Annotated in this window: 13 protein-coding genes; 6 read left to right on the top strand and 7 right to left on the bottom strand. The window is 43.7% G+C overall.

Annotated elements, in window-relative coordinates; genetic code table 11:
* Entirely contained in the window at positions 1 to 1,137 is a 1,137-nt protein-coding gene (gene nagA, locus OC193_RS11535) for an N-acetylglucosamine-6-phosphate deacetylase (RefSeq protein WP_048664648.1), read from the bottom strand.
* 517 nt (positions 1,138 to 1,654) lie between these two features.
* On the opposite strand from nagA, the gene nagE reads away from it, so the two are divergent.
* Both nagE and glnS read left to right on the top strand, forming a co-directional pair.
* Complete coding sequence (nagE, locus tag OC193_RS11530; RefSeq protein WP_230682295.1) at positions 1,655 to 3,172, top strand: N-acetylglucosamine-specific PTS transporter subunit IIBC; 1,518 nt, start codon at positions 1,655 to 1,657, stop codon at positions 3,170 to 3,172.
* A 302-nt stretch (positions 3,173 to 3,474) separates the two neighbouring features.
* Positions 3,475 to 5,142, top strand: a complete 1,668-nt coding sequence (gene glnS / locus OC193_RS11525; protein WP_048664646.1) for a glutamine--tRNA ligase — start codon at positions 3,475 to 3,477, stop codon at positions 5,140 to 5,142.
* 139 nt (positions 5,143 to 5,281) lie between these two features.
* Here the strand turns inward: glnS and fcrX are convergent, their stop codons facing one another.
* Complete coding sequence (gene fcrX, locus OC193_RS11520; RefSeq protein ID WP_048606469.1) at positions 5,282 to 5,731, bottom strand: ferric iron uptake transcriptional regulator FcrX; 450 nt, start codon at positions 5,729 to 5,731, stop codon at positions 5,282 to 5,284.
* Positions 5,732 to 5,938: 207 nt separating this feature from the next.
* Between fcrX and OC193_RS11515 the strand changes: the two genes are divergently transcribed.
* The gene (locus tag OC193_RS11515; RefSeq protein WP_019820496.1) at positions 5,939 to 6,445 is read left to right on the top strand and encodes a DUF4442 domain-containing protein; all 507 of its coding nucleotides are present in this window, start codon (positions 5,939 to 5,941) and stop codon (positions 6,443 to 6,445) included.
* 96 nt (positions 6,446 to 6,541) lie between these two features.
* Here OC193_RS11515 and fldA read toward each other — a convergent pair whose 3' ends face one another.
* The 3 genes from fldA to OC193_RS11500 all read right to left on the bottom strand — a co-directional run bounded on the left by fldA (position 6,542) and on the right by OC193_RS11500 (position 8,222).
* Positions 6,542 to 7,075, bottom strand: coding sequence for a flavodoxin FldA (fldA, locus tag OC193_RS11510; RefSeq protein ID WP_010436745.1), 534 nt, complete (start codon positions 7,073 to 7,075; stop codon positions 6,542 to 6,544).
* 58 nt (positions 7,076 to 7,133) lie between these two features.
* On the bottom strand, positions 7,134 to 7,352 hold the full coding sequence (locus OC193_RS11505) for a DUF2788 domain-containing protein (RefSeq protein WP_004737900.1): 219 nt from the start codon (positions 7,350 to 7,352) through the stop codon (positions 7,134 to 7,136).
* Between the two features lie 108 nt (positions 7,353 to 7,460).
* The gene (locus tag OC193_RS11500; RefSeq protein WP_048660854.1) at positions 7,461 to 8,222 is read right to left on the bottom strand and encodes an alpha/beta fold hydrolase; all 762 of its coding nucleotides are present in this window, start codon (positions 8,220 to 8,222) and stop codon (positions 7,461 to 7,463) included.
* A 93-nt stretch (positions 8,223 to 8,315) separates the two neighbouring features.
* Here OC193_RS11500 and seqA point away from each other — a divergent pair, with 93 nt between their 5' ends.
* Complete coding sequence (seqA, locus tag OC193_RS11495; protein WP_019820493.1) at positions 8,316 to 8,855, top strand: replication initiation negative regulator SeqA; 540 nt, start codon at positions 8,316 to 8,318, stop codon at positions 8,853 to 8,855.
* Positions 8,856 to 8,947: 92 nt separating this feature from the next.
* Positions 8,948 to 10,594: a phosphoglucomutase (alpha-D-glucose-1,6-bisphosphate-dependent) gene (pgm, locus tag OC193_RS11490; RefSeq protein ID WP_048606461.1), complete on the top strand. Its 1,647-nt coding sequence runs from the start codon at positions 8,948 to 8,950 to the stop codon at positions 10,592 to 10,594.
* 126 nt (positions 10,595 to 10,720) lie between these two features.
* On the opposite strand, the gene OC193_RS11485 is transcribed toward pgm, so the two are convergent.
* The gene (locus OC193_RS11485) at positions 10,721 to 11,479 is read right to left on the bottom strand and encodes a DUF1853 family protein (protein WP_048664644.1); all 759 of its coding nucleotides are present in this window, start codon (positions 11,477 to 11,479) and stop codon (positions 10,721 to 10,723) included.
* Positions 11,480 to 11,586: 107 nt separating this feature from the next.
* Between OC193_RS11485 and OC193_RS11480 the strand changes: the two genes are divergently transcribed.
* A complete protein-coding gene (locus OC193_RS11480) occupies positions 11,587 to 12,345 on the top strand; it encodes a Nif3-like dinuclear metal center hexameric protein (RefSeq protein ID WP_019820488.1) in 759 nt (252 codons plus the stop codon).
* 103 nt (positions 12,346 to 12,448) lie between these two features.
* On the opposite strand, the gene OC193_RS11475 is transcribed toward OC193_RS11480, so the two are convergent.
* Positions 12,449 to 13,738, bottom strand: coding sequence for a citrate synthase (locus tag OC193_RS11475; protein ID WP_019820487.1), 1,290 nt, complete (start codon positions 13,736 to 13,738; stop codon positions 12,449 to 12,451).
* Positions 13,739 to 13,804: the final 66 nt, after the last annotated feature.

Here is a 13,804-nt window from a genome sequence, read left to right as displayed (position 1 = left end):
TTAATTGTGCTCGTATTGTCCGTTAACAACAGTCGCTTTAACGTTAAAGTCTCGGTCAAATACAGCTAGGTTTGCAACCATGCCTTTTTTGATTCGACCTAGCTTGCTTTCTACACCGATAGCCGTAGCTGGGTATAGCGTAGCCATGCGAAGAGCTTCGTCTAAAGCGATACCAGCGTGCTCAACTGTATTCTGAACTGCTTCAATCATAGTCAGAGCTGAGCCGCCCAGTGTGCCGTTTTCATCAACACACTTACCATCACGGTAATATACTTTCTTACCGACAAAAATAAAGTATTCCATGTCAGCACCTGCAGGAGCTGTGGCATCCGTCACTAATACCAACTTTTCTCCCTTGGTTTTATGCGCAATTCTGATGTTTGCGTAATCAACGTGGAAACCGTCGGCAATGATCCCAGCGTAAACCTCTGGTGTGTCGTAAATCGCGCCTACAACGCCCGGTTCACGACCGACCATAGGGGTCATTGCATTGAATAGGTGAGTAGCGAACGTGATACCAGATTCAAAACCTTGGCGTGCTTCTGCGTAAGTTGCGTTGGTGTGGCCGATAGAAACCACAACGCCAGCTTTGTGCAGGCGTTCAATGTGTTCAGGGTCGTTTAACTCTGGAGCTAATGTAACTTTTGCAACAAGGTCACTGTTGTCACAGATAAGCTCAATCATTTCGTTGTCAGACTTACGAATGTGATCGACGCTGTGGATGCCTTTTTTCGCAACGTTCAAGTACGGACCTTCTAGGTGCAGACCTAAAGATTGGTTTTGGTACTGGTTGTGGTACTCACGAGCTGCCGTAATAACCGCACGCATATCTTCGTCTGAAGAGGTGATAAGCGTTGGTAAGAAGCTAGTACAGCCAGATTTCAGATTTGCTTTGTGCATGATCTGCATGGTTTCTGCAGTGATCTCATCGTTAAGCATTACACCGCCACAACCGTTCAGTTGTAGGTCAATGAAACCTGGACTTAGGTTTGCTCCGTCTAGGTCGCGAACCTCGATTCCCTCTGGCAATTCAGAGATAGGACAGACTTTTTTGATCAGTTCGTTTTCGATTACAACAGCATGATCGGTCAGAACATCACTACCAGTGTAAATTTTACAGTTACTTAGCGCGTACATAGTCAGCTAATCCTTATTTCGTGAGATCTTTTAAATTCGTTCGTTACCTAAATGTGGACTTAGTTTGCGAGCATCATTTACGTAACGATTTATCTTTTATGGGCAAACGGCTTCAATATGGGAAGCTATTTAAGTAGTTGAAAAATATATGAACAACTGATCGTTATTATACATTTAGGTTCATTGTTAATGATTATTCATACGGCAATAGAAGCCCGCAGATACCATCTTTTTACCTAATGATTAGATTTGGATTTTATCTATAAATGTTCATTTTTTTGAATGATAAAATAAGTTTTATGATCTCGCTAGCAAAAACCTCTGGATTTGGTAAAAACTGGTGATTAGGATCACAAATGGTAAGGTTTTAATTTGCGGAGCAAAATTAATTGAATACACTGAATAGGACTAAATTGAGCGACTAAAATAAGTTTCTCAAACGAATTCTAAAAAATCCTATAGGGGGAAACAACTGGTGAATATTCTAGGATATGCACAGAAGCTTGGTAAGGCGTTAATGCTACCAATCGCAACGCTTCCGATTGCGGCGCTTCTTTTACGTTTAGGTCAAGGCGATCTACTTGATATTCCATTCATGGCGCAAGCTGGTGGTGCTATCTTCGGTAACCTACCATTGCTCTTTGGTCTAGGTATCGCGATTGGTCTTTCTAAAGACGGTAACGGCGCAGCAGGTCTTGCTGGTGCAGTTGCTTACTTCGTACTAACTGCTACAGCAACGACAATTAACGCAGACGTTAACATGTCATTCTTCGGCGGTATCTTCGCAGGTATCATCGCAGGTCACTCTTACAACGCTTTCCACGCGACACGCCTTCCAGAGTGGCTGGCTTTCTTCGCGGGTAAACGTTTAGTACCTATCATGGCCGGTCTATTTGCACTTGTTGCAGGTGCTGTGTCTGGTGTGGTTTGGCCTGGTGTTCAATCTGGTCTAGACGCACTGGCTCACGCAGTATCAACGTCTGGCGCTATCGGCCAATTCGTTTACGGTACTCTTAACCGTGCACTTATCCCTGTAGGTCTACACCACGTATTGAACTCATACTTCTGGTTTGGTATGGGTACATGTCAAGAGATCATCGTTGCTGGTCAAGGCGCATTCGCTAACATCACTCAACTTTGTGTTGACCCAGCACTGGCTAAAACTCTAGTTGTTGGCCAAGAGCACACATTCACATTCGCTAACTCTGTAACTCCAGAAATCACTACTGTAGTTAAAGAAGTGACTGAAACTGTTAAATCTGGTGACCTACACCGTTTCTTCGGCGGCGATAAAGGCGCTGGCGTATTCATGAACGGTTTCTTCCCAGTAATGATGTTCGGTCTACCAGGTGCTGCACTTGCAATGTACCTAGCTGCTCCTGCTGAAAAACGTAGCCAAGTTGGTGGCGCACTATTCTCAGTTGCATTCTGTTCATTCCTAACAGGTATCACAGAGCCGCTAGAATTCATGTTCGTATTCCTAGCTCCTGCTCTATACGCAATGCACGCTGTATTTACAGGTCTGTCTCTAGTAGTTGCTAACATGTTTGGTACTCTGCACGGTTTCGGTTTCTCTGCTGGTCTTATCGACTTCGTATTGAACTGGGGTCTAGCAACTAAACCATTCGTACTACTACTAATCGGTCTTGGTTTCGGTGCTCTATACTTCTTCACTTTCTCTTTCGCAATCCGCGCTTTCAACTTGAAATCGCCAGGTCGTGAAGATGATGACGAAGCTGTTGCAGCTCCTGCTGGCGACGCACCAAAGGGCGACCTTGCACGTCAATACCTGAAAGCTCTAGGTGGTCACGACAACCTAACTTCAATCGACGCTTGTATCACTCGTCTACGCCTAACTCTTAAAGACCGCTCTGTCGCTGATGAAGTTGTTCTTAAGAAACTAGGTGCTAAAGGTGTGGTAAAACTAGGTGAAAACAACCTACAGGTTATCCTAGGCCCACTAGCTGAAATCGTAGCTGGCGAAATGAAAGCTATCGGTGCAGGTGAAGACCTATCTGATGTAAAACTTCCATAGTAAAGGAAGTACTTAATTAAGACGTAAAGTTACTCTTAAGTAAGTATCAAATTGAAAGCCTCCCACATGGGAGGCTTTTTTGTGCCTGCTGTTTAAGGCTACTGAACACGGTTCGTTCTATTCTTCATCGAATAGCAGAAATATTCGCAATTAACGGACGGTTCTTATTGTGCAAAGGCAAAGAATTGTGGATGATTAGCAACAATGATCTTTCAATCTTTGACCGGTGCTAAAAGCGACCGTTTTCTTGGGGACGAAAGATAACTTTCTCTGACAATACTAAATACATAGAGGTGCTATAGATGAGTGAAGCTGAGGCTCGTCCATCGAATTTCATTCGCCAAATTATTGATAAAGATTTAGCGGATGGTACACACAGTAGCGTGCATACTCGTTTCCCGCCGGAGCCAAATGGCTACCTGCACATTGGTCACGCTAAATCTATTTGCTTGAACTTTGGTATTGCTCAGGACTACCAGGGACAATGTAATCTTCGTTTCGATGATACAAACCCTGAAAAAGAAGACGTTGAATACGTTGAGTCAATTAAGAATGATGTAAGCTGGTTAGGCTTCGAATGGTCTGGTGATATTTGTTACTCATCAAACTACTTCGATACGCTTTACGCTTATGCTGTGGAATTAATTAATAAAGGCTTAGCGTATGTTGACGAGCTAAGTCCTGATCAAATCCGTGAGTACCGTGGCACGCTAAAAGAGCCAGGTAAAGCGAGCCCATACCGTGACCGCAGCCCTGAAGATAACCTAGCGTTGTTTGAAAAAATGCGTGACGGTGGCTTTGAAGAAGGTAAAGCGTGTTTGCGTGCTAAGATCGACATGAGCTCTTCGTTCATGGTTATGCGCGATCCTGTTATCTACCGTGTTCGTTTTGCTCACCACCATCAAACAGCTGACAAGTGGTGCATTTACCCAATGTACGACTTTACTCACTGTATCTCTGATGCGCTGGAAGGTATTACGCACTCTATCTGTACGCTTGAATTCCAAGATAACCGTCGTTTGTACGATTGGGTTCTAGATAACATCACGATTGATTGCCAACCTCGTCAGTACGAGTTTAGTCGCCTGAATCTTGAATACACAGTGATGTCTAAGCGTAAGCTGAACCAACTTGTGGTTGAAAACCTAGTTCAAGGTTGGGATGACCCACGTATGCCTACTATTTCTGGCCTGCGTCGTCGTGGTTTTACTTCAAGCTCTATTCGTGAATTCTGTAAACGTATTGGCGTGACAAAGCAAGAGAACATGATTGAGTTCGGTTCACTTGAGTCTTGCATTCGTGATGATCTGAACGAAAATGCACCTCGTGCAATGGCCGTTCTGGATCCAGTTAAGATCGTTATCGAAAACTACGAAGCAGATGCAGTAGAAACGTTAACTGTTGCAAACCATCCAAACAAGCCAGAAATGGGAACTCGCGAAGTACCATTTACCCGTGAAGTTTGGATTGAGCGTGATGACTTCCGTGAAGAAGCAAACAAGAAGTACAAGCGTTTGGTTCTAGGCAAAGAAGTTCGTCTACGTGGCGCTTATGTGATCAAAGCTGAACGTATCGAAAAAGATGCAGAAGGCAACATTACGACTATCTTCTGCTCTTACGACAATGAAACATTGGGTAAGAACCCTGCAGATGGCCGCAAAGTGAAAGGCGTTATCCACTGGGTATCTGCTGATAAAGCGCTGCCTGCTGAGATTCGTTTGTACGATCGTCTATTCACAGTGCCAAACCCAGCCGCTGCTGATGACTTCGCTGCAACGCTAAACCCTGAATCACTTGTTACGCTAAATGGTTTTGTTGAACCTAGCCTAGCAGAAGGTGTTGCAGAGCAAGCGTACCAGTTTGAACGTACAGGCTACTTCTGTGTGGATTCGAAAGACTCTAAAGCAGATGCACTAGTCTTCAACCGCACGGTTGGTCTACGTGATACTTGGGGTAAAACTGAAGCTTAATGCTTGAGCATTTAGTTTGTTAAAAACGACCCAATAAAAAACCGGCTTAGAGCCGGTTTTTTTGTGTCTGAATAATATCGGATATTCGTACTTATATAGTGATGATATAAAAAACGCCGGCCTAAGCCAGCGTTCTGTATTACTTCTTCGCTTTATGCGCGTCTGGATTGCCTTTGCAATCTCCGCTAATGCTTTTGCCGTACAAGTACAAACTGTGGTTTGTCAGTTGCACGTTGTAACGCTGAGCAATCTCTTTCTGTCTTTCTTCGATGATGTCATCAGAGAATTCGATCACTTCGCCACAATCTAAACATACAAGGTGGTCGTGGTGGTGCTGTGTAGAAAGTTCAAATACAGACTTGCCGCCTTCGAAGTGGTGACGAGTTACAATGCCAGCGTCATCGAATTGGTTAAGTACTCGATAAACGGTTGCAAGACCGATTTCTTCACCTAGGTCGATCAGCTTCTTATATAAATCTTCAGCACTAATATGTTGGCAGTCTGGCTGTTGTAATACTTCTAAAATTTTGAGCCGTGGAAGGGTCACTTTAAGACCTGCATCTTTTAGCGCTTGATTATTGTCTGACATATACTTTCCTGTTGATGATCTGCAGCAATTAACAGAATTCAATATTAATACCATTATAGTTTAGTCAGGCATAACAATAAACCACGAACTTCAAAGGGTTACTTACTGACATCACAATCTGTTTTGTAAATTGGAAGTATCTCACTTATAGTGGAGGTACGACCAGTCAAGGTGACGGTGTTTCTGATATGAACATGGAATGTTGTTATGAATAAGCAACTCGCAAAAATATATAAACCCAACATTGTAAAATTTGCTCTTAATATTTGGCCTCCCTTTTGGGGAGCGGGTATTCGAATAGCCCACATTAGCGCTGACTTTAGGGTTGTTAAGACGGTACTTAAGCTACGCTGGTGGAATAAGAACGCCAATCGTACTCAATATGGCGGCAGTATCTTTTCTCTTACCGATCCCGTTTACTCATTGATGTTAATGGGAATTTTAGGTGAGCGATATTATGTTTGGGATAAAGAAGCGAGCATTAACTTCATCAAGCCGGGGCAATCGGACTTGTATGCAGATTTTGAGATAAGCCAAGGGCAGCTTGACGATATCTATCGTCAGACACAGCTCGGTGAAAAGTGTTTTCCTGAATTTATTATTCACGTGAAAGATAAGCAGGGTAATGTGGTCTCAGAAATTCAACGCACCCTCTATGTAAGAAAGAAGCCGCAATTTAGAGATGATGATGAAGCATTAGAAGCTGAGTGCTAATTAATAGATTTTAAATAGCAAAAAACCTCCCATAAGGAGGTTTTTTCATATCTATATAATGGTTATTAATTGTAACAATTAACAACCACTAGAGAATTAGTCTTCTAGCTCTGCTAGGCACATCTCTTCGTGGATTTGTTTAACCCAGTTAGATACGCGCTCATCAGTTAGCTCAGGTTGACGGTCTTCATCGATACATAGACCAACGAATTGGCTGTCATCGCCTTCAACTAAACCTTTCGATGCTTCGAATTCGTAGCCTTCAGTTGATGTGTGACCTAGGATAGTACCGCCTTTCGCTTCAACGATGTCACGGATAGTACCCATAGCATCGCAGAAGTATTCTGCGTAATCTTCTTGGTCGCCACAACCAAAGATAGCAACAAGCTTAGTTGAGAAATCAATAGCTTCTAGCTCTGGGAAAAAGTCATCCCAATCACATTGTGCTTCGCCGTAGTACCACGTAGGGATACCAAGCAGCAGTAGATCGAAGTTATCGATATCTTCTTTGCTGCTTTTTGCAATGTCTTGAACGTGAACGAGCTGTTTGCTCAATTGCTTTTGAATCATCTTAGCAACAGCTTCAGTGTTACCTGTATCGCTACCAAAGAAGAGACCTACACTTGCCATAGAATCATTACCTTTCATTTTGTCTGTTGTCGGTGTAATAAAGTTCGGAAGAGAATCATTAGATCCCAGTTCCTTCCCAGCTTAGTTGGATTATCCCTTTGGCGATAAAACCCGCACAGCCAAGGAAAAGTACTAACCATACGATGCGACGACCAAATGGAGGAACATTTCCCTGCTTGAGAACGTCCTTAATTGCCATACCGATTAAAAAGAAAATCGCGGCAAACAGGAGATCTAAACCAACAGATTCAATGATGTTCATGTAGTCGTAAAGCATGGGAACCTTATATACCAATTTTGCTTGGGCGCACTATATCACTGTTGCGAGATAAAGTTAATCTGCAGTGATTACTCAGCTCTCATTTATCTGCATGAAAAAGCGCGCTTAAGCGATGAATTTTCGTATTGCTCTGAGTACTTCAGCTGGCTTTTCTGCGTGTAGCCAATGACCCGTATTGGCAATGACGTGCGCCTTTGCGTTAGAAAATTGCTGCTGAACTGCAGTTTGGTGCTCAGCCGTGAGGTAGTCAGAATCCCCACCTTTTATTAGCAAGGTTTTGACAGAGGTTTTGTCGATCGGTTCCCAGCCAATGATGTGAGCGTAGTTTGCAAGTAGTGACGCGACGTTAAAGCGCCACTCCATAATGCCTTGTTCTGACTTGAACAGTGATTTCGTTAAGAACTGGCGAACCCCGTCGATTTCAATATGTTTTGCGAGTACTTTAAGTGCTTCAGAGCGAGATTCTGGTTTTTCTTCGATCACGGCTTGAAGGCCTGCGAATACGTTATCATGGCGACTTTGGGTGTAAGCGACCGGTGCCATGTCCAGTACGATCAGTTTACGTAGCTCTAGGTGTTGGGTGAGTGCCATGGCAACCTTGCCACCCATCGAGTGACCAATGACAGTGACGTCGTCTAACTCGAGATCTTTCAACAGTTGAGAGACATCTTGCGCCATCGCTTGGTAGTCATGAGTGTCACTATGGAAAGATTGGCCGTGGTTACGTAGATCGATACTAAGCACTTGATGATCGGCTTTTAGATCCCTAGCGAGCAAGCCAAGGTTGTCCAGATTACCGAATAATCCATGGATCAAAACAATGGTGTGACCCTCACCTTCAATTTTATAGTTGAGCTGTACTGACATTTTTATCTTATTCATGGTGGGTTTGACGTAGAGTATCCGCGCGGATCTCGCTATAATCCCCCAGAGTTTAAACATTGAGATTGTGAAAAGCGAATGAAAACAATTGAGGTTGATGAGGACCTATACCGTTTTATTGCGGGTCAGACAGAACGTATTGGCGAAAGCGCTTCAGATATTCTGCGCCGCTTGTTACAGGTTGATAGCCAAGGCATGGCTCCGATCGAAGAGATCGTTGAGCCAAAAGGTATCGTTGTTAGCAAAGAGGTAGGCTTTACTCCAGAGAAATTCGATGGCGTTAAAGAAATGCGCTCACTACTAATATCAGATGAGTTTGCATCACTAAAGAAAGCCATTGATCGTTTCATGCTTGTGTTATCAACACTGCATAAAATCGACCCTTTAAGCTTTTCAGAAGCAACTCAAGTAAAAGGCCGTAAGCGTGTTTACTTTGCAGACAACGAAGCGACGTTGCTAGCAAACGGTAACACCACTAAGCCTAAAGCTATTCCACAAAGTCCTTTTTGGGTTATTACTAATAACAATACAAGCCGCAAAAGACAGATGGTTGAGCAGCTTATGAGCCGCATGAGTTTCCAAGCAGAATTGATAGAAAAAGTAACAGGTTCAATTTAACGAAATCTGATTTAAACCTCATAATATCCATGGATAAGAAGATATTATGAGGTTTTTTTGTTTTTAAATTTTATATATAAGGATGTCGAAAAATGGCTATGCACCCTCGTGCTGGGCAGAAAGCTCAGCAGGAAGATCTTCATAATATCCCGGCTTTAGTTGCTAACTATTTCTTACAGCAACCGGATGCTACGAACCCAGATCATAAAGTACTTTTCGGTACTTCAGGTCACCGCGGTACAGCAGACAAATCAACATTTAACGAAAATCACATTCTAGCAATTGCACAAGCGGTTGCTGAAGTTCGTGCCGAGCAAGGTACAACTGGCCCTCTTTTCTTAGGTAAAGATACTCACGCGCTATCTGAGCCTGCGTTCTCTACGGTTATCGAAGTGCTTGTAGCGAACGGTGTTGAAGTTATTATTCAAGAAAACAACGGCTTTACTCCAACACCGGGTATCTCGCACGCGATTCTTACGCACAACCTAGTGAATGACAAAAAAGCCGACGGCATTGTTATCACGCCTTCACATAACCCACCTCAAGACGGCGGTATTAAATACAACCCGACACACGGTGGCCCAGCTGAAGCTGAATTGACTCAAGCGATTGAAGACCGTGCGAACGTGATCATTGCTGAGCAAATGCAAGGTGTTAAGCGTACGCCTATCGCACAGGCTAAACAGTCTGAGCTAGTAAAAGAAGTCGACCTAGTGGCGCCATACGTCGCTGATTTGGTTAACGTCGTTGATATGGAAGCGATCCAGAAAGCAAACATCAAGATTGGTGTTGATCCACTGGGTGGCAGCGGTATTGATTACTGGCGTCAAATTGGTAAAGCGTACAATCTAGATCTTACTTTGGTAAGTGAAGCGGTTGACCCTTCATTCCAATTTATGTCTCTAGATAAAGATGGCGTGGTTCGTATGGACTGTTCTTCTCCATACGCAATGGCAGGCTTACTGGCTCTTAAAGACGAGTACGCTCTAGCGTTTGGTAACGACCCAGATTACGATCGCCACGGCATCGTGACGCCTAAAGGCTTGATGAATCCAAACCACTTCTTAGCGGTTTGTATTGATTACCTATACCGTAACCGTGAAGGTTGGGGTAAAGACGTTGCTGTTGGTAAGACACTAGTATCAAGCGCATTGATTGACCGTGTTGTTGCTGACTTAGGTCGCGAACTTTGTGAAGTGCCAGTTGGTTTCAAATGGTTCGTTGATGGTCTTTACAACGGCCAGTTTGGTTTTGGTGGTGAAGAGAGTGCAGGTGCTTCTTTCCTACGTAAAGATGGTACGCCTTGGTCAACAGATAAAGATGGACTGATTCTTTGCTTACTTGCGGCTGAGATCACAGCTGTGACAGGTAAGAACCCACAAGAATACTACGAAGAACTTGCCGCTAAACACGGTGAATCTAAGTACAACCGTATTCAAGCGGTAGCAAATGGCGCACAAAAAGACGTGCTTAAAAAGCTATCTCCAGAGATGGTTGCTGCTGAGACGCTGGCTGGTGATGCAATTACTGCACGCTTAACACACGCTCCAGGTAACGGTGCTGCGATTGGTGGCCTAAAAGTGACAACTGAGAACGGCTGGTTTGCTGCTCGTCCATCAGGCACTGAAGACATCTACAAGATCTACTGTGAAAGCTTTAAGGGTGAAGAGCACCTGAAAGCAATCGAAGCAGAAGCTCAAGAGATTGTGAACCAAGTATTTGCAGCGGCTGGTCTGTAATCGAAATTTGATTACTGGATATAAAAGCTAAATAGATAGAAGGGTTGATGTGAAAACATCAGCCCTTTTTATTTGTGCTGGTTGCGTGTAATAAGCGGGAAAAGGTAAGTGAGTTAGCTTAGACGACTAACCGTGTGGCCAACTTTGTGGCATCACAAACCAGAATTGCCCGGACTTGGTTTGCCCATGGACGAAGCGATCACCAAACTCGGTGATAGGCTGACTGCTGAAATCATCCGTACCTGCCGCCCATTGTTCTTTGGTGAGAGGGTAGAGCGCTTCAGTGATTAGATGAGCTTGGTTTTGATAGCACCAAAAGCCGTTTACTTGGCTCGGGTTAATGTCGTAGCCCAAACATTCAGTAGGTACGTTTTGCTCTAAGAATGGGTTGGTGTATAGACGACCTTGCATGAGGAGATGTTTTGAGTCGACATCGATCTCTGGATACTGCTCAATAAAAGCGGATGAAGATGACATACCAAGCTGGTGGCTGAGCATCCTTTTGAGCTTCTTATCCAATTGATCGTGAGAGTTGGGGCCAAACCAAGTTTGTTCGTGGAGCAGGTAAAACTTAATCGCCACTTCCCAGTGTTCTAACTTTTGGTTGTTCGCTTTTTCGAGAATAAAGTCGATTGCGCCGAGTGTTCTACCCTCAACATTAATCTGGATCTCATCGTGCTTGATTGAATAATTATCCGAAGCAGTGATGACTTGTTCACATAAGTGTTGGTAGAGAAAGCCTAATCTAGGATTACCATCATAAGTATGTGCGTCGTCGAGCTCTTGGTGGCTTGAGAATGCAGTGAGATCAGAAATCGGTGGCTTGATTTCTAGTAATGGTGGTGAGTCGATGACCCATTGGTAAAAACGTTGCAGTGCTGTCATCTCTTCCTCATAAACATAGCTCTTTATAAACATAGCCCTGGGGCTTTCGACATTCTACCCGTAAATTGATATAACGACGTTATTATAAAGGTAAGCTGGAAATTAAAATGAATAACTTACAATTAGAAAAGCTACTTAACGAAAAACTGCAGCCACAACAGATTAAAGATTACTGCCCGAACGGTCTTCAAGTCGAGGGTGCATCTGAAGTGAAGCGCATCGTTACTGGTGTAACAGCCTCTCAAGCTCTGATTGATAAAGCGGTAGAATTGAATGCCGATGCTTTGTTGGTTCATCACGGTTTCTTTTGGAAAGGTGAGTCAGAAGCGATTCGTGGCATGAAGGGCAAGCGCATTCGTACTCTGATTAAGAATGACATTAATCTTCTAGGTTATCACTTACCTCTCGATATCCACCCTGAACTTGGTAACAACGCCAAGCTCGCTGAGCTGCTTGATATTGAGGTAGAAGGTGGCTTGGAAGGGCACCCACAATCGGTTGCAATGTTTGGTAAATTAAAAAAACCAATGACAGGTGCTGAGTTTTCAGAAAAAATTGATCATGTTCTAAATCGTAAACCACTGCATATTGCTCCTGAAAACGCCGATAAAATGATTGAAACGGTAGGTTGGTGTACTGGTGGTGGTCAAGATTACATTGAGCTGGCGGCTTCTCAAGGTATTGATGCATTTATCTCAGGTGAAATTTCAGAGCGCACAACTTACTCGGCTCGTGAGCAAGACATCCATTACTTTGCCGCAGGTCACCATGCAACAGAACGCTACGGTGTTAAAGCATTGGGCGAGTGGTTAGCAAAAGAGCATGGATTGGATGTTGAGTTTATCGATATCGATAATCCGGTTTAAGAACAGATGCGAGATGAGGGATACGAGTCGATTGTATCTCGTAGAAAAGAAAAGGGGTTGATGTTCTTACATCAACCCCTTTTTACATTATGCTTTATAGCGACTATTCACGTTCGTAAAGTGCTTTAAAGTCACGTTGTTCTTCACCAGTATATAGCTGACGAGGGCGACCGATACGGTTCGTCGGATCGCTGTGCATCTCGTTCCAGTGTGCAATCCAACCGATAGTACGAGACATCGCGAAGATTACTGTGAACATAGACACTGGAATGCCGATTGCTTTCAGAATGATACCTGAATAGAAATCTACGTTCGGGTATAGCTTCTTAGAAACAAAGTACTCATCAGATAGAGCGATACGCTCAAGTTCCATTGCTACGTCTAGTAGTGGATCTTGGATGTTTAGCTCTTTAAGTACTTCGTGACACGCTTCGCGCATTACTGTTGCACGTGGATCGTAGTTCTTGTAAACACGGTGACCGAAGCCCATCAAACGGAATGGGTCATCTTTGTCTTTTGCTTTCGCAACGTATTCTTCAATATTATCTACGCTACCGATCTCTTCAAGCATACGCAGACAAGCTTCGTTTGCACCGCCGTGAGCAGGGCCCCAAAGTGATGCGATACCTGCAGCGATACATGCAAACGGGTTAGCACCAGATGAACCAGCAAGACGTACTGTAGACGTAGAAGCATTCTGTTCGTGATCAGCGTGTAGAGTAAAGATTTTATCCATTGCACGAGCGACGATAGGGTTCACTTCATACTCTTCACATGGGTTTGCAAACATCATGTGTAAGAAGTTTTCTGCGTAGCCAAGATCGTTACGTGGGTAGATAAACGGCTGACCGATTGAATATTTGTAACACATTGCTGCCAGTGTCGGCATTTTTGAAATCAGGCGGTATGCCGCAATTTCACGGTGTGTATCGTTGTTTACATCAAGTGAGTCGTGGTAGAACGCCGCTAGAGCACCTACAACACCACACATTACAGCCATAGGGTGAGCGTCACGGCGGAAGCCGTGGAAGAAACTAGCAATTTGCTCATGCACCATAGTGTGACGTGTCACGGTAGTCTTGAACTTTTCGTACTCAGCTCGAGATGGGGCTTCACCGTAAAGAAGTATGTAACATACTTCTAAGTAATCAGCGTTATTGGCAAGTTGGTCAATTGGGTAACCACGATGTAAAAGAATACCTTTTCCACCGTCAATAAAAGTGATTTGAGACTCACAGGATGCAGTGGCAAGAAAACCAGGGTCAAAAGTGAAAAAACCATTAGAACCTAGTGTACGAACATCGATCACTGGAGTACCAAGTACACCTTCTGTAATCGGCAGCTCGATTGGCGCTTGACCTTCAATGTGAAGGGTAGCTTTCTTATCCGCCATAACAATCTCCTTTGTTTATTATTTAATCCGTCCAGGATGTTTATGTGCCATTTTTTTACTGGTCTT

Origin of the sequence: Vibrio crassostreae (genome assembly GCF_024347415.1) — a bacterium.
Lineage (GTDB): Bacteria > Pseudomonadota > Gammaproteobacteria > Enterobacterales > Vibrionaceae > Vibrio > Vibrio crassostreae.
Note: the sequence above shows the minus strand (reverse complement) of the source record. Positions and strands in the feature narration are given on the sequence as shown.

Bases quoted from the DNA above. Each gene is read 5' to 3' on its own strand.
- pgm (WP_048606461.1), top strand. From the start codon at position 8,948: ATGGCTATGCACCCTCGTGCTGGGCAGAAAGCTCAGCAGGAAGATCTT.
- OC193_RS11515 (WP_019820496.1), top strand. From the start codon at position 5,939: ATGAATAAGCAACTCGCAAAAATATATAAACCCAACATTGTAAAATTT.
- fcrX (WP_048606469.1), bottom strand. From the start codon at position 5,731: ATGTCAGACAATAATCAAGCGCTAAAAGATGCAGGTCTTAAAGTGACC.
- OC193_RS11475 (WP_019820487.1), bottom strand. From the start codon at position 13,738: ATGGCGGATAAGAAAGCTACCCTTCACATTGAAGGTCAAGCGCCAATC.
- glnS (WP_048664646.1), top strand. From the start codon at position 3,475: ATGAGTGAAGCTGAGGCTCGTCCATCGAATTTCATTCGCCAAATTATT.
- OC193_RS11500 (WP_048660854.1), bottom strand. From the start codon at position 8,222: ATGTCAGTACAGCTCAACTATAAAATTGAAGGTGAGGGTCACACCATT.
- nagA (WP_048664648.1), bottom strand. From the start codon at position 1,137: ATGTACGCGCTAAGTAACTGTAAAATTTACACTGGTAGTGATGTTCTG.
- OC193_RS11505 (WP_004737900.1), bottom strand. From the start codon at position 7,352: ATGCTTTACGACTACATGAACATCATTGAATCTGTTGGTTTAGATCTC.
- fldA (WP_010436745.1), bottom strand. From the start codon at position 7,075: ATGGCAAGTGTAGGTCTCTTCTTTGGTAGCGATACAGGTAACACTGAA.
- nagE (WP_230682295.1), top strand. From the start codon at position 1,655: ATGCTACCAATCGCAACGCTTCCGATTGCGGCGCTTCTTTTACGTTTA.
- OC193_RS11480 (WP_019820488.1), top strand. From the start codon at position 11,587: ATGAATAACTTACAATTAGAAAAGCTACTTAACGAAAAACTGCAGCCA.
- seqA (WP_019820493.1), top strand. From the start codon at position 8,316: ATGAAAACAATTGAGGTTGATGAGGACCTATACCGTTTTATTGCGGGT.
- OC193_RS11485 (WP_048664644.1), bottom strand. From the start codon at position 11,479: ATGACAGCACTGCAACGTTTTTACCAATGGGTCATCGACTCACCACCA.